The sequence below is a fragment of the Maribacter arcticus genome, from assembly GCF_900167935.1.
GTDB classification, from domain to species: Bacteria; Bacteroidota; Bacteroidia; order Flavobacteriales; family Flavobacteriaceae; genus Maribacter; species Maribacter arcticus.
The window spans coordinates 59,310-79,079 of the sequence record NZ_FUYL01000011.1 but is presented as its reverse complement, the minus strand read 5'-3'; the positions used below and the strand labels follow the sequence as shown (position 1 = coordinate 79,079).

Here is a 19,770-nt window from a genome sequence, read left to right as displayed (position 1 = left end):
ATTTTAAAATACCATTCCCTTTGCTTATTTTGCATTCATTAATAAATTGTACATGCAAAAAGTTACCCGACTGTTCGATTTTCCCTATTATCAACTAGAGAAAAATGCCTTAGAAAAGGCACTAATATCTAAAAAAGATGATAAGTGGATAAGTATATCTACCCAAGAATATATAGATAAGGCGAATGCCATAAGCCGTGGTTTACTACGTTTAGGTATTAAGCCTAACGATAAGATTGCTCTTATCTCTAAACACAATAGAACCGAATGGAATATTATGGATATTGGCATATTGCAATTAGGTGCCCAAAATGTACCCATTTATCCTACTATTTCAGAAAGTGATTATGCTTATGTCTTAAACCACTCTGAAGCTAAATATTGTTTTGTATCCTGTGATGAAGTATATGAAAAAGTAAAATCTATTCAAAACCAGGTGATATCCCTAAAGGAAGTATTCTCATTTGATGTTTTAACCAATTGTAAAAACTGGGAAGAAGTTTTGGAGTTAGGAAAAGATACCTCTAATCAAGATGAAGTAGAAAAATTAAAAGAAGCAGTTAAGCCAGACGACTTAGCCACATTAATTTATACTTCTGGAACAACAGGAAGACCTAAGGGTGTAATGTTATCTCATGATAATTTAGTGAGTAATGCCTTAGAAAGTTTTAAAAGAATTCCCATTGAAATTGGAAATTCAAAAGCATTGAGTTTTCTACCCGTATGCCATGTATACGAACGCATGCTTATCTATTTATACCAATATTGTTGTACTAGTATTTACTTTGCTCCTATAGATCAAATTAGTGAATACGCACAAGAGGTTCAGCCTAATGTAATGACAGCCGTTCCTCGTTTATTAGAAAAAGTGTATGATAAAATTATAGCTAAAGGCACATCTTTAACCGGAATTAAAAAGAAATTATTCTTTTGGGCGGTAGAAATAGGGTTAAGATATGAACCTTATGGTCAAAATGGTTGGTGGTATGAACAAAATCTTGCACTAGCACGTAAACTTATTTTTAGTAAATGGAAAGCAGCTTTAGGAGGTAATTTATCAGTGATGGCATCTGGTAGTGCCGCTTTACAACCACGTTTAGCCCGTATTTTCAATGCTGCTGAATTCGGAGTAATGGAAGGTTATGGCCTTACGGAAACTTCTCCTGTAGTATCTGTAAATGATATGCGAAATGGTGGTTTTAGAATAGGTACGGTTGGCAAACCTTTGGATCGTACTGAAGTTAAAATAGCTGAAGATGGCGAAATTTGCATAAAAGGCCCTCAAGTAATGTTGGGCTATTATAAAGATGAAGCCAAAACTGCAGAAGTTATCATCGACGGTTATTTTCACACTGGCGACATTGGAGAAATTGATGCTGATGGTTTCTTAAAAATAACTGACCGTAAAAAAGAAATGTTTAAAACTTCTGGAGGTAAATATGTTGCACCTCAGTTGTTAGAAAATAGATTTAAACAATCTAGATTTATTGATCAAATTATGGTTGTAGGCGAAGGTGAAAAAATGCCCGCTGCTTTAATTCAACCTGATTTTGATTTTGTGAAAAATTGGGCTAAAATTCACAATATTGAAATTGGCACCAATAAAGAACTTGTACATAATGAACAAGTAATAGCTAGATTCGAAGAAGAAGTTACCAACGCAAACGAGAACTTTGCTAAATGGGAAAAAATAAAACAATTTAGATTGACACCTGATATTTGGAGCATAGAAGGAGGCCACCTCACCCCTACCATGAAATTGAAAAGAAAAATTGTAAAGGAAAAGTACATTGAACTTTACAATGATATCTACGAGCATTAAGTAAATAATTTTAATTATTAAGATGGCATTCGAAAAGTAAAGTACAATTCAATTCAATTCAACTAAAAAAATATAGAAAAATTTTGCGAGTAAGTGGTATCGTTGGTCTAGCTATCATGGTCCTTATTTTAGGAATAGGTCTATACCATACTACTCATAATCAAGATAGTAGAAAATATTTATGGTTCCTGTAATATGCGCTCTAGTAATACTCCCTTTAGTTTTCAGTGCTATAATCGCTAAGGAAGTAAAAAAACGGGAAGGCACAATTCTTTAATATGGTGTGAATTAAAGAAGTTAATTTCAATTCTTATTATTTTACCGATTTATTATGCATGCATAATAAATTTACTTATATTTGGTGACCAACTACCAAAGTATGAAAGAAGCAACTATTGATTATGCATTACGAGCTACGTGGCAAGCAGTAGCAAGAATGTATAATGAAGAAGCTAAAAACTTCGATTCTACTATGGCTGTAGGATTTACTTTATTGAGTATAGACCCGAAAATGGGTACTCCTTCCACTTCTTTGGGGCCTAAAATGGGAATGGAAGCTACTAGCCTCTCTAGGATACTGAAAAGTATGGAGGAAAAAGGTCTCATCTTAAGAAAGCCTAATCCAAAGGACGGTAGAGGTGTTCTTATATATTTAACCGATTTTGGGTTAGAAAAAAGAAACGATTCAAAAAGTACAGTTCTTAGATTTAATGAGGCAGTTAAACAAGAAGTTTCAGAAGAAAAACTATCTAGCTTTTTCGAGGTGACTGACATCATTAATAAACTGATTTCAGACAAAAAATTATTTTCAAAAGATATTTCAAATTAATACAGTTTAAAGTACATGAACAAGCACATTAAAAAAGTAGCGGTAATTGGCTCAGGTATTATGGGAAGCGGTATCGCTTGTCATTTTGCCAATATTGGCGTAGAGGTTTTATTGTTGGACATTGTTCCGCGTGAACTTAATGATAAGGAAAAGGCAAAAGGATTAACCTTGCAAGACAAGGTTGTTCGTAATAGAATGGTGAATGATTCATTAGCGGCAGCATTAAAATCTAAACCATCTCCTATTTATCACCAAAAATTCGCAGATAGGATTACTACTGGGAATTTAGAAGATGATATTGCCAAAGTATCTAAAGTAGATTGGATTATTGAAGTTGTTGTTGAAAGACTTGATATTAAAAAGATAGTCTTTGAAAACTTAGAGAAGCATAGAACACCTGGTACACTTATCACATCTAATACATCAGGTATTCCTATACATTTTATGAGTGAAGGTCGTAGTGAAGATTTCCAGAAGCATTTTTGTGGAACTCACTTTTTTAACCCTGCTCGCTATTTAAAACTTTTTGAAATTATTCCTGGCCCTAAAACCTCACCTGAAGTTTTAGACTTTTTAAATGGTTACGGAGAACAATTTTTAGGTAAAACTTCAGTAGTTGCGAAAGACACTCCCGCATTTATTGGTAACAGAATCGGTATTTTCAGTATCCAAAGTCTTTTCCATATGGTAAAAGATATGGGTATGACGGTTGAAGAGGTTGATAAACTAACTGGACCTGTAATTGGAAGACCAAAATCTGCAACGTTTAGAACTGTAGATGTTGTTGGTCTAGATACACTTGTACATGTTGCTAATGGTATTGCTGACAATTGTAAAGAAGACGAAAAATTAGAGTTGTTTAAACTACCTAGTTTCATCAATACCATGATGGAAAACAAATGGTTGGGTAGTAAAACAGGACAAGGCTTTTATAAAAAATCTAAAGACGATAAAGGTAAAACTGAAATTTTGACCTTAGATCTAGATACGATGGAGTATCGTTCTAGCAAAAGAGCAAGTTTCGCTACGTTAGAACTGACAAAGACTATTGATAAAGTAGCAGACCGTTTTAAGGTTTTAGTTGCCGGAAAGGATAAAGCTGGTGAATTTTACAGAAAAAGTTTTGCTGCATTATTCGCTTACGTTTCTCATAGAATTCCTGAAATAACCGATGAGCTTTATAAAATTGATGACGCCATGAAAGCTGGCTTTGGCTGGGAGCATGGTCCTTTTCAAATTTGGGATGCTATTGGTATCGAAAAAGGATTAGAAATTATGAAAGCGGAAGGAGAAACTCCTGCTGCATGGGTTAATGAAATGGTTGCTGCTGGTAAAAAATCTTTCTATTCAGTAAAAGAGGGTGCTTCATTTTATTATGATATTCCCAAAAAATCAGTAGAAAAAATACCTGGGCAAGATTCTTTTATCATCTTAGATAATATTAGAAAGTCTAAAGAGGTATTTAAAAATAGCGGTGTTGTTGTTGAAGATTTAGGCGATGGAATTTTAAATGTAGAATTTCAATCTAAAATGAATACCATCGGCGGTGATGTACTTGCAGGTTTAAATAAAGCTATTGACATTGCCGAAAAAGATTTCCAAGGTTTAGTTGTTGGTAATCAAGCTCCTAATTTCTCAGTTGGCGCAAATATCGGAATGATATTTATGATGGCCGTTGAGCAAGAATATGATGAATTGAATATGGCAATCAAAATGTTTCAAGACACTATGATGCGTATGCGATATTCTGCAATACCAACAGTTTCTGCCCCTCACGGTATGGCTTTAGGTGGTGGTTGTGAACTTTCATTACATGCCGACAAAGTAGTTGCTGCAGCTGAAACTTATATTGGGTTAGTTGAATTCGGAGTTGGAGTTATCCCTGGTGGTGGTGGCTCTAAGGAGTTTGCTTTAAGAGCTCAAGATTTATTCCATAAAAATGATGTGGAATTAAATGTACTTCAAGAGTACTTCTTAACAATCGGTATGGCTAAGGTATCCACTTCCGCTTATGAGGCTTATGACTTAGGAATTTTACAACATGGTAAAGATATAGTTGTTGTGAACAAAGACCGTCAAATAGCAACTGCAAAAGCACATGCTAAATTAATGGCCGAGGCAGGTTACACACAACCAGTGAAAAGAAAAGATATTAAAGTTCTTGGTAAACAAGCTTTAGGTATGTTTTTAGTTGGTACTGATTCTATGGAAGATAGCAACTACATAAGTGAGCATGATAAAAAAATAGCTAACAAGTTAGCCTACGTTATGGCAGGTGGAGATTTATCAGAGCCTACTTTAGTAACTGAACAATATTTATTGGATTTAGAGCGCGAAGCTTTCTTATCACTTTGTACTGAACGTAAAACCTTAGAAAGAATTCAACATATGTTGAAAACTGGAAAACCATTAAGAAACTAGTAATATGAAAACAGCATATATAGTAAAAGCATATAGAACAGCAGTTGGAAAAGCACCTAAAGGAGTTTTTCGTTTTAAAAGAACTGATGAATTAGCTGCAGAAACCATCCAGTACATGATGAAGGAGCTGCCGCAATTAGACAAAAAACGTATTGATGACGTTATTGTTGGAAATGCAATGCCAGAAGGCTCTCAAGGTCTAAACATGGCTCGATTTATATCATTAATTGGTTTAGATAGTGTTGACGTTGCCGGGGTAACAGTAAATCGTTTTTGTGCATCCGGAATTGAAACAATAGGTATTGCTACAGCAAAAATACAGTCAGGAATGGCTGATTGTATCATCGCAGGTGGTGCTGAAAGTATGAGTTCTGTTCCTATGACCGGTTTTAAGCCAGAACTAAATTATGACACCGTTAAATCTGGACATGAAGATTATTATTGGGGAATGGGAAATACTGCTGAAGCAGTAGCCAATCAATTTCATGTTTCTCGTGAAGACCAAGATGAGTTTGCTTATAATTCGCACATGAAAGCATTAAGAGCTCAAGCTGAAGATCGCTTTCAAGATCAAATTGTTCCAATTACAGTTGATGAAACATACGTTGATGAAAATGGAAAAAAAGCAACAAGAAGCTACACTGTAAATAAAGATGAAGGTCCAAGAAAAGGTACCAGTAAAGAGGCATTGGCTGGTTTACGAGCAGTATTTGCTGCTGGCGGTAGTGTTACTGCTGGTAACTCCTCTCAAATGAGTGATGGTGCTGCTTTTGTTTTAGTTATGAGTGAAGATATGGTAAAGGAACTAAATCTTGAGCCAATTGCTCGCTTAGTCAATTATGCTGCAGCTGGTGTTGAGCCACGCATTATGGGTATTGGACCAGTTAAGGCTATTCCTAAAGCTTTAAAACAAGCAGGATTAAAACAGAATGATATTGAGTTGATTGAATTGAATGAAGCTTTTGCCTCTCAATCAATAGCAGTAATGCGTGAATTAAATTTAAATCAAGATATCGTCAATGTAAATGGCGGCGCTATTGCCTTAGGCCACCCATTAGGTTGCACTGGAGCTAAACTTTCTGTACAGTTATTTGATGAAATGCGTAAGCGTAATATGCAAGGCAAATATGGAATGGTGACCATGTGCGTTGGTACAGGGCAAGGTGCTGCAGGAATTTTTGAATTTTTAAACTAAAAAATATTGTTGTAATAGGTATTAAAGGTTTTAAAGAAAACTTAATACTTCTTACTTTATACGTAATACAATTTAAACATGAGTACAGATACAGTAAATAAAGACATTCTTAGAGGAGGACAATTCCTTGTCAAAGAAACCAATTGTGAAGATGTTTTCACATTAGAAGATTTAAGCGAAGAGCAACGAATGATGCGTGATAGCACAAAAGAATTCGTTGACCGAGAGCTTTGGGCACATTGGGAACGTTTTGAAAATAAAGATTATGCCTACACTGAAGAATGTATGCGTAAGGCCGGTGAATTAGGGTTGTTAAGTGTTGCAGTTCCTGAATCTTACGGTGGCATGGGAATGGGATTCGTTTCTACCATGTTGGTTTGTGATTATATCTCTGGTGCAACAGGTTCTTTTAGTACTGCATTTGGGGCTCATACAGGCATAGGCACTATGCCTATTACCCTTTATGGAACAGAGGAGCAAAAGCAAAAATATGTTCCAAGGTTAGCTTCTGGTGAATGGTTTGGAGCTTACTGTCTTACTGAACCTGGCGCTGGTTCTGATGCAAATTCAGGAAAAACTAAGGCGGTTCTTTCTGCGGATGGTAAATCGTACAACATAACAGGACAAAAAATGTGGATTTCAAATGCAGGTTTCTGTAATATGTTTATCGTTTTTGCTCGAATTGAAGATGATAAAAATATTACAGGTTTCATTTTAGAAAATGATCCAGCTAACGGAATCTCTATGGGTGACGAAGAGAAAAAATTAGGTATTCACTCCTCTTCTACTCGTCAGGTATTCTTTAATGAAACAAAAGTCCCAGTAGAAAATATGTTATCTGAAAGAGGTAACGGATTTAAAATAGCGATGAATGCCTTAAACGTTGGTAGAATTAAACTTGCAGCTGCTTGTTTAGATGCTCAACGTCGAGTGATAGGTGAAGCTACTAAATATGCGAATGAGCGTATTCAGTTTAAAACTCCTATTATGAATTTTGGTGCTATTAAATCCAAAATAGCAACAATGGCTACCAATTGTTATGCCGATGAATCTGCTTCGTACCGAGCTGCAAAAAATATTGAAGACAGAATAGCTATGCGCGAGGCTGCTGGAAATACGCATCAAGAAGCGGAACTTAAAGGTGTTGAAGAATATGCTATTGAATGTTCAATACTTAAAGTTGCTGTATCTGAAGACGTACAAAGCTGTACTGATGAAGGCGTACAAATATTTGGCGGCATGGGCTTTAGCGCCGATGCTCCTATGGAAAAAGCATGGAGAGATGCTCGTATCGCTCGTATCTATGAAGGTACGAATGAAATCAACAGAATGTTAGCAGTAGGAATGCTTGTTAAAAAAGCTATGAAAGGTCATGTAGATCTTTTAGGTCCTGCAACGAAAGTTGGTGAAGAATTAATGGGTATTCCATCTTTTGATACTCCTGATTTTTCTCAATTATTTGCTGAGGAAAAAGATGTAGTAACAAGATTGAAAAAAGTATTTTTAATGGTTGCTGGTTCAGCGGTTCAAAAATATGGCCCCGAGTTAGAAAATCACCAACAATTAATGTTAGCTGCGTCTGATATTTTAATTGAAGTGTACATGGCAGAATCAACAATTTTGAGAACTGAAAAAAATGCCAAACGCTTTGGTGAAGCTGAACAAGCTACACAAATTGCAATGGCAAAATTATACTTATACAATGCAACTGAAACTATAATTCAGAAAGGGAAAGAAGCAATTATTTCTTTTGCTGAAGGTGATGAGCAACGTATGATGTTAATGGGACTTAAACGTTTTACTAAATATACAAACAACCCGAATGTAGTAGCTTTACGCACGCAAATTGCCGACAAAGTAGCTGCTGATAACGGGTATACCTTTGACTAATTCAGATTACCTTTTGTTGTTTGGTAAATTGAATTTAAACCGCCCTAATAAGGGCGGTTTTTTATTTGGTAAACATTGCTATAGCAACTAATTTTAAACCATGAATAAAGAAATACTTCAAAAGGTTTATCAAGTATCCGATTTTAATAAAAAGGGTCATTTATTAATAGATCAATTGACCTCTCATTTGGAGGATAAGATAAATGCTAATTCACGAAACGCAATCAATTGGAACGAACCAGAGCAAGAGTTAAAATTTTGGAAAGATTTCTTAGTTCATGGTAATGAAAAAGATTTGTTTCAAGAAATAACGAAACGCACCACCTATATTCATCATCCTAATTACCTAGGTCATCAAGTAAGTCCACCTGCTCCAATTACTGCACTTACCTCTTTAATTAGTTCATTATTAAACAACGGAACAGCTGTTTATGAAATGGGTATGGCATCAAACGCTATTGAGCGTATTGTCATAGAAATCATTTGTAATAAAATTGGCTATGATGCCAATTCTAGTGGTTTCTTAACCTCGGGTGGAACTTTAGCTAATTTAACCGCATTATTAAGTGCACGAAAGGCCATTACCAAAGTTGATATTTGGAATAAAGGAACACAAAACCAATTAGGAATAATGGTTAGCGAAGAAGCACATTACTGCGTAGATCGTGCAGCTAGAATAATGGGATTAGGTGATCAAGGGATTATTAAAGTGCCCGTTACCAACAAATTTAGAATGGACACCGAATTATTAGAGTTAAAATTTAATGAAGCGAAAGAAAAGGGAATTGAGATATTTGCTATTGTCGGTAGCGCCCCTTCAACAGCAACAGGAATTTTCGACGATTTAGAAGTTATTGGCACATTTGCGGAAAAACAAAAAATTTGGTTTCATGTGGATGGAGCCCATGGAGGTGCTGGAATTTTTTCCAAAAAGTATCGACATACTTTAAAAGGTATTGAAAGAGCCGATTCAGTGGTTATTGACGGACATAAGATGATGATGATGCCTGCACTAACTACAGCTTTACTATTTAAGAATGAAGTAAACGCTAAGGCAACATTTAGCCAAAAAGCCGATTATTTACTGTCAGATTCTGAACATGAAGATTGGTATAACTCTGGCAAGCGAACTTTTGAATGTACTAAAAACATGATGAGTATTCATTGGTTTACTTTGTTAAAACTATATGGTGAAGAGGTCTTTGATGCAAATGTGACTCAACTATATGATATGGGCGCGAACTTCGCCAAGCTTATAGAAGAGGAACCAAATTTTGAGTTGGCGCTGCAGCCTATGTCCAATATTGTTTGTTTTAGATATTTCGAACCTGGTTTGAATACTGAAAACCTCAACGAATTAAATGTAAAAATTCGCCAAGCTCTTTTGGGAGATGGCGAATTTTATATTGTACAAACGAAATTAAAAGGTATTCATTACTTGCGTATTACTGTCATGAATCCCTTTACGACCGCTCAACATTTTAAATCACTTATTGAGAAGATTAAACATCTAATTAGTAGAATTTAGTCCCTTAATGATTCCAACATTTCATCTTCACTTTCTTTTTTAGAAAAGTTGATTGCACACTCAATCAATGCTAAATGTGAATAGGCCTGAGGGAAGTTTCCTAGCAGCCTTTTTGTCTTAAAATCAATATCTTCACTAAACAGACCTAAATGATTACTATACCCTAATAGTCGCTCAAAATATTCCAATGCTTTTGCATGTTCACCAATTTTAAACAAGCTGTTTATATACCAAAATGTACAAACGGTAAACGAGGATGATGGCAAACCAAAATCATCTTCATTCTTATAGCGATATAACAATCCATCATTACTTAGTTCCTTACCAATTGCATGTACGGTACTGACATAACGTTCCTCTTTAGCATTTACGCATCCATAAGATTCCATTAACAAGACAGAGGCATCCAACTCTTTTGAACCATACGATTGGGTATAGGCTCCTACTTCTTCATTCCAGGCATTGTCATAAATATCTTGCCAAATTTCAGCACGAATAGGTTCCCATTTTTCGATTTTATGTTTTTTGCCTAGCATTTCTGCAACTTTGATAGCTCTATCCAAGGCAGTCCAACACAAAACTTTAGAGAATGTAAAATGCCTATCTTCTGTTCTGAACTCCCAAATACCCTTATCTGCATCTTTCCAGTTATTACTCACAATCCAGACAATACCTTTGGTTATCGCCCATAGGTCTTCACCATTATCTATATCGATGCTAAACTTCATCATTTGCTCATAAATAACATCCATCAAAATACCATAAATATCATTCTGCTTTTGATGATAAGCGGCATTACCGACGCGAACAGGTTTCGAACCTTTGTAACCTGCAAGGTGATCTAAGGTCTCTTCGGTCAACTTTTTTTCTTTATTGATACCGTACATGATTTGCAGTTTTTCTGCCTTATCAGGTATTAAATCAATAATGAACTGTAAATAGCGCCTTGCTACATTTTTATGCCCTAATTCTGAAACAACCTTGATAACCATAGAGGCATCACGAATCCAACAAAAGCGATAATCCCAGTTACGCACTTCACCAATAGTTTCAGGTAATGAGGTTGTTGCTGCTGCTAAAACAGCACCTGTTTTGTCATAACTGAGCAGTTTAAGCGTTAAGGCGCTTCTTGATATTTCTTCATTAAACTTTTTATAGGTTGGTGTTAAATTTGACCAGTTTAACCAATACACTTTTGTATTCTGTAAATCAAGATAAGCTCTATCTGTGGTAGGCAATAATAACTTTTCATTATAACCTACTAAAATATACCCATCTTCATTTAGCTGAATATCCTTATTATTTACAATAGTTTCTTTGTCGAAAGATGTGTAAAGAAAAATAGTATCAAATTTTACGTCATGAGTAAGACTTGCTATAAAATCTTTTTTTATAAAAGATTCAGTTTTACCAATTGCGTATTCAAGCTTTGGGTCATATAAAACTGAAAATTTCGGAGCGCCAGATATATGTTTGAAATATCTTATTAATTCTGGAGGTGCATGATAGGCATTTCCTTCCTTTCTAAACCGCGGCATAAAATCATGGATTTCAAAATGATTTTCTCCCGATTTAAACGAGGTAATTAAAATATTAGTAAAAGGCTCATATTTTTGGGATATGCTATACGTAGCATCGACATGAATTTCAAAACTCCCTCCTATTTCTTCATCCAACAATTTTGCAAAAACAGACGGACTATCAAATTCTGGTAAACAACACCAATCGATACTACCTGTCTTCGATACTAACGCCGCACTTCTACAATTTCCTATTATTCCGTAGTCTAAATTATCCATTCAATAAAAATCTTAATTCATATGAGGTTTGAATTGCTATTGGCCTCCTTTTTCCCGAAATTTAGAGAAATAAATATCAAGAAGAAGCAAAAAAATCTCTTTTATGGCTAAAACTATCATAATCTCAAATAGACTACCCGTACAATTGCAAATTAGCAATGGCGGCATTACTGCGGTGCCTAGTGTAGGTGGTTTGGCAACCGGAATGAAATCTGTGCATTCGGGTGGTGATAGCCTATGGATTGGTTGGAGCGGACTAACAGACGAAGAAATTCCTGTAGAATTAACTTCTAAAATAGATAGTGCTTTAGCAGAACATGGTTCTTCTAAGGTTAATTTAACTGAAAAGGAAGTTGATGGATTTTATTATGGATTCAGTAATAGAACCATTTGGCCCTTATTCCACTACTTTTTAGAATATTCTGAATTTGAACTAGAAAGTTGGGAAATCTATAAAGCTGTAAATCAAAAATTTGCAGATGCTATTTTAGAAAAAGCGGATAATGATGATACCATATGGATACATGATTATCAGTTAATGTTGGTGCCACAAATGGTACGTGCCGAACGACCAGATATTTCTATAGGTTTCTTTTTGCACATTCCTTTTCCATCATACGAGATATTTAGAACACTACCTTGGCGTAAAGAAGTTCTTTTAGGGCTTCTAGGCTCTGATTTAATAGGATTTCACACGTATGACTATGAGCGTCATTTTCTTAGTTCTGTACGCAGGTTACTAGGTTTAGAGGTGAGTTTCAATGATATTTATTTAGACGAGAGAGTAATTAAAGTGGATTCTTTCCCTATGGGAATCGATTATAAAAAATTTAGTGATGCTGCAAAAGAGCATTCACAACGAAGCGAAGACCAAAAATCTGAGTTACAAAAACGATTGGATACGCATAAAAAATCTGCTCCGGATGCAAAATTCTTTTTATCCATTGACCGGTTAGATTATACAAAAGGAATTGCTAAACGCCTTAAAGCCTTTGAGTACTTCCTTAATAAATACCCTCATTATAAGGAAAAGGTTCGTTTAATTATCCTTGCTGTACCGTCTAGATCAAACGTACCTCAGTATCAATTATTGAAAAGAGAGATTGATGAATTAGTAGGCCGTATCAATGGAGAGCTATCTACAGTAAGTTGGACACCTATTTGGTATTTCTATAGATCCATGCCATTCGAGAATCTAATAGACCTTTACACATCTTCTGATATTGCTTGGTTAACCCCAATACGTGATGGAATGAATTTAGTAGCCAAAGAATACATTGCTACAAGGACCGATAAAACTGGTGTTTTGATTTTAAGTGAAATGGCAGGTTCTGCAAATGAAATGAATGAATCTCTTCTTATAAATCCTAATAATTTTGAGCAAATAGCAGATTCTCTAAATGAAGCTATTAATATGCCGAAGGAAGAACAAATAGCACGAAATACCCTATTACAAAAAAGATTGGAACGCTATAACGTTGAAAAATGGGCTAATGACTTCATGAATTCTTTAATTAATCAAAAAGAAAAAGACCAGACAAACCAAACAAAGCGATTATCGGTAGACTTAATGAATACAGTTATGACCGATTATAAGAAAGCTAAAAGAAGATTGGTATTTTTAGATTATGATGGTACGCTTGCAGGTTTTCATAATGACCCTCAAAAAGCATCGCCAGATGAAGAATTATATAAACTTTTAGATGAAATATCATCGCAAGAAAACACTGATATGTATTTAATTAGTGGTCGAGATAAAGAAACATTTACAAAATGGTTCTTGCCTAAAAAATACAACATGATTGTAGAACATGGTGTATGGATTTCCCAAGGTGGTGAAGAGTTTAGAATGCTCGAAAATGTAAAGAAAGATTGGATGGAAAAAATATTACCTGTTCTTGAATCTTTTGTAGATCGCACACCAGGTAGTTTTATTGAAGAAAAAAACTATTCTCTCGCATGGCATTACAGAAAAACAGATCCCGATTTCGGACAGAAGAGAGCTGTAGAACTAAATACCGTACTTACCAGTCTAATCGCCAATGATGACCTAAGTGTTTTAAATGGTAATAAAGTGATGGAAATTAAGAGCAGCAATGTCAATAAAGGTCGTGCTTCTATGCGGGTTTATAGCGAACATAATTATGATTTTGTTTTTGCTATAGGAGATGATTGGACTGATGAATTTATGTTTCAAGAATTACCTGAAGACTCTGTCACCATAAAGGTTGGTCGACAGAAAACACAAGCGAAATATTTTGTAGATAACACTAAAAATGTTCGTTCAATTTTAAAACGTTTTGCCGAAAAACGCTAGTTCCATTTGTAATAAACAATTAGTAATGAAACAGAATTATTTTACTATTCTCTTAAGTGTCTTTTGCTATCTAAATGTTTTCACTCAACAGAGTTCAGAAGTATACTTAGCAGAACTAAAACAGGAAAATGATTCGTTAAGAATTGACTCCATAATCAATATCTCTAACAATGAAGGCTACGATAACCAGCCTTCATTCTTCGATAATGATAAGATTCTTTTTTCTTCAACAAGAAATAAGCAAACGGATATTGTTCTTTATACGATTAAAGACGGTACCTCAAAATGGATAACCAATACACCTAAAGGAAGTGAATATTCCCCGTTGAAAATTCCTGTAAAGGACGCGATTTCTGCTATTCGATTAGATGATTATGGGCTGCAACGCCTATATGAGTATGATTTAAAGACTGGTAAATCAAGTGTGTTATTAAATGATTTAAAAGTAGGTTATCATGTATGGTATTCAAATGATATTATCGTAAGTACAGTATTAATAGAAAATCGTATGGATTTGGTAGTTTCTAATCTAAAAGACAAAACCAATTATACTGTTCAGAAAAATGTCGGTAGGGCGTTACATAAAATCCCTAATAGTAATCTGATAAGTTATATTTCTAAAGCCGGTGACTCAACGATTGTAAATTCGTTAAATCCATTATTATTGGAAATAAAAGCAATTATACCTTTAATTGATACTTCTGAAGACGTATGTTGGACCAAAAATGGAAATTTAATAACCGCTTATGATAAATTTATAATATCATTCAATCCATCAAGGGACAAAGAATGGAAACCATTATTTGAATTTAAAGAAAAGGAAGTACTTGGAATAACTAGGTTGGCAATTAGTCCAAATGGCAATTACTTAACCTTCGTTTCTAAAGATTCACCTGATAAAATTATTGAAAAACAAGTAGAAACATTCAACGCACGAGATTTGGAAGCATTTGCTGCATGCTTTTCTGAAGATGTAGTGGTCAAAAACTTTCTAAAGGACACCTTGTACATAGGAAGAAAAAAATTGAAAGAGAATTATGAGGCTTTCTACAAAAAAACACCCTCTATAGAAGTTAAAGTAGCCTCAAGAATACTTATCGGATCTACCGTTATTGATCAAGAGGTCGTTACCATAGATGGAAAGCAAAACCAACAGGTTGCGGTTTATGAAACTGACGGACTTATAAAAAGTATGTCTTTCATAAGAGATTCAGAAACAACTACTGACCCAGAAGTTATAGTTCAAAGACAACTTGATGCTTATAATGCTAGAGATATTAATGCATTCTTAAATCTTTATGCAGAAGATGTAAAAATATATCGATCATCGGGTGAATTAAGAACAGATGGAATTGATAAAATGAGAAATAGTTATACAGATTATTTTGAATCAACCATCGATTTAAATTGTGTAGTAAAAAATAGAATTGTTATAGGTAATAAAGTTATTGATGAGGAATATATAACTGCCAACGGAAATTCATATAGTGCTGTGGGTATTTATGAAGTAGAGAATGGGAAAATAGCCAAAGTCACCTTCATAAATTGATATGGTGAAGCAAAAATCTCATATTCTTCCTATAATAATACTTTCTCAATTTGCCTGCACATCGACCTGGTTTGCAGGTAATGCGATTTTAGAATCGTTAACAAAAAAGCTAGACTTTGGTGCAGAGATAATTGGCTATGTATTATCCTCGGTTCAGTTTGGTTTCATTATCGGCACCTTACTATTCGGTATATTAATGATTGCCGACAGATTTTCTCCATCTCGGGTATTCATGCTTTGCGCATTTTTAGCATCGCTATCTAACCTATTTCTAATCTTACCTAATCTTAGTGTTTTCGGACTTATGCTTGCGCGATTTAGTACTGGTTTTTTTCTTGCCGGCATTTATCCCGTAGGAATGAAAATAGCTGCTGATTACTACGAAAAAGGATTGGGTAAAGCATTGGGTTTTTTGGTGGGCGCTTTAGTTTTAGGTACTGCTTTTCCTTTTTTAATTAATGGAACCTCTTGGGGTAGTCATCCTGATAGTGTTATAAAAATAACTTCGAGTATTACGGCAATTGGAGGTTTGCTCTTGTTTGTTTTAGTTCCTAATGGACCATACAGAGTAGTAAGCCCTTCTTTAAAGTTAGATGCAGGGCCTAAACTTTTTAAAAATTCTGAGTTCAGAAAAGCAGCCTTTGGTTATTTCGGACACATGTGGGAATTATATGCCTTTTGGGCATTTACCCCAGTTGCTATCTTTTGGTTTAATAGGCAAACAGGGGGTGAAATTTCTATACCGTTATGGACAGGAATTATAATTGCCCTTGGTGGAGCTTCATGTGCATTTGGCGGAATGGTTTCACAAAAAATAGGTAGCAAAAAAGTAGCGATGATTGCATTATCGGTATCTGGGTTACTTTGCGTAGCCTCCCCTCTTCTTTTATCATCGCCTGCACCTATTTTTTTATTAGGATGGTGTTTATGGGGAATTGCTGTTACCGCTGATTCACCCCAATTCTCTAATCTCGTTGCTTCTTCCGTTACACCCGAATTAAAAGGAACAGCACTAACACTGGTCAACTGTATTGGTTTTGCAATTACAATTTTAAGTATCCAACTCCTAGGATTGCTTCAAAATATCATCCCTATTTATCTATTGTTTATTCCCTTGGCCATAGGTCCAATTCTGGGAGTTTATAACCTAATGGATAAGAAGGTGAGATAATTCATGCCATCGACTTTGCTGCAACCAAAATCAATGAGAAAATATGATGTATTTATTGTACTATAAAATTCATTTCACGATTTTTGTTTTTGTAGGTTTAATACCTCTAAAAATCATACAAGACTAAAAAATAAAGTTTTCGTCCATTTAGTGGACTTCACACTAATTACCATTTTAAAATTATAAACCAAATTGAAATGAAAAAATTACTACTTATTGGTCTTCTGACCTCATCGTTTGTTATGTCTGCCCAAACCGACCAACGTATTTATGACATTATCAATGCCGTTTCAGCAGAGCGTATTGAAAATGATATTACAAAACTGACCAATTTTGGTACTAGACATACCTTAAGCGATACCGTTTCTCAAACAAGAGGTATTGGAGCCGCAAGAAGATGGATTAAAAGTGAATTTGAAAAAACATCAAGTGCTTGCAATGGTTGTTTAAATGTTATCTATCAAAAAGATTTGATAAAGAAAGGAGCTAATGATCGTATTGTAAAAGATGTAGAAGTAGTTAATGTACTCGCTATTCAAAAAGGTACTACATATCCTAATCGCTATATTATTATGAGTGGTGATATAGATTCTAGGGTAAGTGATCCAACAAATTATACTGATGAATCTCCAGGTGCGAATGATAACGCGAGTGGTATGGCAGGTACTATTGAAGCAGCAAGAGTACTTTCCAAATATAAATTTGAGAACAGTATTATTTATATGGGACTCTCTGGTGAAGAACAAGGTTTATTCGGCGGTGGCGGCGTTGCGCAGTATGCAAAAGACCAAGGTTGGGAAGTTATCGGAATTTTCAATAATGATATGATTGGTAATATTACTGGTGTAGATGGTATTGTTAGTAATGTTGATTTCAGAATTTTTTCTGAACCGGTACCTCCTACTGAAACTGAAGAGCAACGTAAAGCAAGACGTTTTTATGGCGGCGAAGTTGATGGTATCTCAAGACAACTGGCTCGTTATGTTCATAAAAATGTGAAGCAATACATGCCAGAAATGAACCCTATGATGATATATCGTTTAGACCGTTTTGGTCGTGGTGGTCACCATCGACCTTTTAATGATGCTGGTTTTCCGGGTATTCGTATTATGGAGGCTCACGAAAACTACACACAGCAGCATCAAGATATTCGTGTTGAAGATGGCATTGCCTATGGCGATGTTTTAGAACATGTGAATTTTAAATATGCTGCTAAATTAACTGCTGTAAACGCTATTAATCTAGCATCTTTAGCTTGGGCTCCACCTTCACCTACTACCGTAAAAATTGGCGGAATTGTTCAACCAGCGGCGAAGTTTCAATGGAGTAAAGTAGACGGCGCAAAAGGATATAAGATATATTGGAGAGATACCACTTCTCCTACTTGGGATAACAGCCGCTATGTGGGCGATATTACTGAGTTCACCTTAGAAGGTATTGTTATTGACAATTTCTTTTTCGGAGTTTCTGCCGTAGGTGAAAACGGATTTGAAAGTCCAGTTGTTTTTCCTAACGGGATATTTAGATAAAATCGGCCTATTTAACCTAATGCGAATATATTTTACAAGAATAATTTAATTCATTACAGGATGAAAAATATAGTAATTGCCCTTGCCTTAGGATTTTTCACTTTCGGTCAAGCTCAAACATTCACAGAACAGGACACCCTAAGAGGTAGTATTACCCCTGAACGTTCTTGGTGGGATTTGAATTACTATCATTTAGATATCGATGTCAATCCTGATGACAAATTCATAAGCGGCAGCAATACTATTCGCTACAAAGTATTAGAACCTCATCAAGTATTGCAGGTTGATTTACAATCACCATTACAGATTGAAAAAGTGACACAAGATGGTCAGGAATTAGAGATTGCCCATAATGGCAATGCCCATTTTATTCAATTAGAGAAGCAGCAAAAAATTGGTGAGTTTAATGAAATTATAGTTACTTATTCAGGACACCCAAAAGAAGCCGTTAAAGCTCCTTGGGATGGTGGTTTTTCTTGGAAGAAAGATGAAAACGGTAAAGATTTTGTGGCAACTTCATGTCAAGGTTTAGGTGCTAGTGTCTGGTGGCCGAACAAAGACCACATGTATGATGAAGTAGATAGTATGCTTATTAGTGTAAAAGCCCCTAAGGGACTTATGAATGTATCTAACGGACGATTAAGAAAGATAGATGAAGATACAAACACGTACCATTGGTTTGTATCTAACCCTATCAACAATTATGGTGTGAATGTTAATATTGGCGATTATGCTCATTTTGGTGAAAAGTACGATGGCGAAAAGGGAGACTTAGATATGGATTACTATGTTCTAAACTATAATTTAGAAAAGGCTAGAAAGCATTTCAAAGATGCTCCTAAAATGATGGAAGCTTTTGAAAACTGGTTTGGCCCCTACCCTTTTTATGAAGATTCATTTAAGTTAGTTGAAGTGCCTTATTTGGGAATGGAACATCAAAGCTCTGTGACCTATGGTAACCAATATATAAATGGCTATTTGGGCAGAGATTTATCAGGGTCTGGTTGGGGTTTAAAATTTGATTTTATCATTATTCATGAAGCTGGTCATGAATGGTTTGCCAATAACATCACATACAAAGATGCTGCTGATATGTGGGTCCATGAAGGTTTTACCTGTTATTCTGAAAGTTTGTTTTTAGATTATCATTATGGCACCGAAGCCGCAAATGCTTACGTACAAGGAATTCGTAAAAACATTAAAAATGACAGGCCAATTATTGGTATTTATGATGTAAATCATGAAGGTAGTGGTGATATGTACTATAAGGGTTCAAATATTTTGCATACACTACGCCAAGTAGTTAATGATGATAAATGGCGAGCTATTCTACGCGGGCTTAACTCAGAGTTCTATCATAAAACGGTAACAACAGACCAAATAGAGCATTATATCAGTATGCAGATGAAACGCGATTTAAGACCATTCTTTAATCAGTATTTGCGTACTACTAAAATTCCTGTTTTCGAGTATTCCATAAAAGGAAAAAAGCTACTATATCGTTACTCAAATACTGTAGAAGGTTTTACCATTCCTTTACGTGTTCTTATTGAGGATAAACCTGTTTGGTTAGAACCAACAATTACGTGGCAAACTCAAAAAATTAAAGGAAATTTAAAAACTATTACAATAGACCCTAATTTTTATATTGATTCAAAATTGAATTAATAGTATTGTATTGAGCTCATCATAAATAGTATAAGAGCAATAACCTCTTTTT

Annotated in this window: 12 protein-coding genes; 11 read left to right on the top strand and 1 reads right to left on the bottom strand. The window is 35.1% G+C overall.

All coding sequences use genetic code 11. The features are described 5' to 3' along the window. The first annotated feature begins 52 nt into the window (after positions 1-52). From B5X55_RS16105 to B5X55_RS16080, 6 genes are all read left to right on the top strand, one after another. Positions 53-1,822, top strand: a complete 1,770-nt coding sequence (locus B5X55_RS16105) for an AMP-dependent synthetase/ligase (protein WP_079513763.1) — start codon at positions 53-55, stop codon at positions 1,820-1,822. Between the two features lie 379 nt (positions 1,823-2,201). Beyond that, positions 2,202-2,651, top strand: coding sequence for a MarR family winged helix-turn-helix transcriptional regulator (locus tag B5X55_RS16100; protein ID WP_079513761.1), 450 nt, complete (start codon positions 2,202-2,204; stop codon positions 2,649-2,651). 15 nt (positions 2,652-2,666) lie between these two features. After that, positions 2,667-5,072, top strand: coding sequence for a 3-hydroxyacyl-CoA dehydrogenase/enoyl-CoA hydratase family protein (locus tag B5X55_RS16095; RefSeq protein WP_079513760.1), 2,406 nt, complete (start codon positions 2,667-2,669; stop codon positions 5,070-5,072). A 4-nt stretch (positions 5,073-5,076) separates the two neighbouring features. After that, a complete protein-coding gene (locus B5X55_RS16090; protein ID WP_079513758.1) occupies positions 5,077-6,267 on the top strand; it encodes an acetyl-CoA C-acyltransferase in 1,191 nt (396 codons plus the stop codon). Between the two features lie 78 nt (positions 6,268-6,345). Next, positions 6,346-8,157, top strand: a complete 1,812-nt coding sequence (locus B5X55_RS16085; RefSeq protein WP_079513756.1) for an acyl-CoA dehydrogenase FadE — start codon at positions 6,346-6,348, stop codon at positions 8,155-8,157. A 100-nt stretch (positions 8,158-8,257) separates the two neighbouring features. Continuing rightward, positions 8,258-9,685, top strand: a complete 1,428-nt coding sequence (locus tag B5X55_RS16080) for a pyridoxal phosphate-dependent decarboxylase family protein (RefSeq protein ID WP_079513754.1) — start codon at positions 8,258-8,260, stop codon at positions 9,683-9,685. Here the strand turns inward: B5X55_RS16080 and B5X55_RS16075 are convergent. Then, on the bottom strand, positions 9,682-11,484 hold the full coding sequence (locus B5X55_RS16075) for a glycoside hydrolase family 15 protein (protein ID WP_079513752.1): 1,803 nt from the start codon (positions 11,482-11,484) through the stop codon (positions 9,682-9,684). The two genes, B5X55_RS16080 and B5X55_RS16075, sit on opposite strands and share 4 nt — an antisense overlap. Positions 11,485-11,587: 103 nt before the next feature. Between B5X55_RS16075 and B5X55_RS16070 the strand changes: the two genes are divergently transcribed. The 5 genes from B5X55_RS16070 to B5X55_RS16050 all read left to right on the top strand — a co-directional run bounded on the left by B5X55_RS16070 (position 11,588) and on the right by B5X55_RS16050 (position 19,718). Further along, positions 11,588-13,801: a bifunctional alpha,alpha-trehalose-phosphate synthase (UDP-forming)/trehalose-phosphatase gene (locus B5X55_RS16070; RefSeq protein ID WP_079513750.1), complete on the top strand. Its 2,214-nt coding sequence runs from the start codon at positions 11,588-11,590 to the stop codon at positions 13,799-13,801. A gap of 25 nt (positions 13,802-13,826) precedes the next feature. Then, positions 13,827-15,350 carry a nuclear transport factor 2 family protein gene (locus B5X55_RS18715; protein ID WP_143814521.1) on the top strand — a complete coding sequence of 508 codons (1,524 nt, stop codon included), beginning with the start codon at positions 13,827-13,829 and terminating at the stop codon, positions 15,348-15,350. A 1-nt stretch (position 15,351) separates the two neighbouring features. Then, positions 15,352-16,521, top strand: coding sequence for an MFS transporter (locus tag B5X55_RS16060; RefSeq protein WP_317042731.1), 1,170 nt, complete (start codon positions 15,352-15,354; stop codon positions 16,519-16,521). Positions 16,522-16,718: 197 nt separating this feature from the next. Then, positions 16,719-18,050: a M28 family peptidase gene (locus B5X55_RS16055; RefSeq protein ID WP_079513748.1), complete on the top strand. Its 1,332-nt coding sequence runs from the start codon at positions 16,719-16,721 to the stop codon at positions 18,048-18,050. 60 nt (positions 18,051-18,110) lie between these two features. Beyond that, positions 18,111-19,718 (top strand): M1 family metallopeptidase, encoded by a 1,608-nt coding sequence (locus B5X55_RS16050; protein ID WP_079513746.1) that lies wholly within the window; start codon positions 18,111-18,113, stop codon positions 19,716-19,718. Positions 19,719-19,770: the final 52 nt, after the last annotated feature.

Excerpts from the sequence above, each read along its gene's own strand:
- B5X55_RS16060 (WP_317042731.1), top strand. The coding sequence starts at position 15,352 with ATGGTGAAGCAAAAATCTCATATTCTTCCTATAATAATACTTTCTCAA.
- B5X55_RS18715 (WP_143814521.1), top strand. The coding sequence starts at position 13,827 with ATGAAACAGAATTATTTTACTATTCTCTTAAGTGTCTTTTGCTATCTA.
- B5X55_RS16050 (WP_079513746.1), top strand. The coding sequence starts at position 18,111 with ATGAAAAATATAGTAATTGCCCTTGCCTTAGGATTTTTCACTTTCGGT.
- B5X55_RS16105 (WP_079513763.1), top strand. The coding sequence starts at position 53 with ATGCAAAAAGTTACCCGACTGTTCGATTTTCCCTATTATCAACTAGAG.
- B5X55_RS16070 (WP_079513750.1), top strand. The coding sequence starts at position 11,588 with ATGGCTAAAACTATCATAATCTCAAATAGACTACCCGTACAATTGCAA.
- B5X55_RS16055 (WP_079513748.1), top strand. The coding sequence starts at position 16,719 with ATGAAAAAATTACTACTTATTGGTCTTCTGACCTCATCGTTTGTTATG.
- B5X55_RS16080 (WP_079513754.1), top strand. The coding sequence starts at position 8,258 with ATGAATAAAGAAATACTTCAAAAGGTTTATCAAGTATCCGATTTTAAT.
- B5X55_RS16085 (WP_079513756.1), top strand. The coding sequence starts at position 6,346 with ATGAGTACAGATACAGTAAATAAAGACATTCTTAGAGGAGGACAATTC.
- B5X55_RS16100 (WP_079513761.1), top strand. The coding sequence starts at position 2,202 with ATGAAAGAAGCAACTATTGATTATGCATTACGAGCTACGTGGCAAGCA.
- B5X55_RS16095 (WP_079513760.1), top strand. The coding sequence starts at position 2,667 with ATGAACAAGCACATTAAAAAAGTAGCGGTAATTGGCTCAGGTATTATG.
- B5X55_RS16090 (WP_079513758.1), top strand. The coding sequence starts at position 5,077 with ATGAAAACAGCATATATAGTAAAAGCATATAGAACAGCAGTTGGAAAA.
- B5X55_RS16075 (WP_079513752.1), bottom strand. The coding sequence starts at position 11,484 with ATGGATAATTTAGACTACGGAATAATAGGAAATTGTAGAAGTGCGGCG.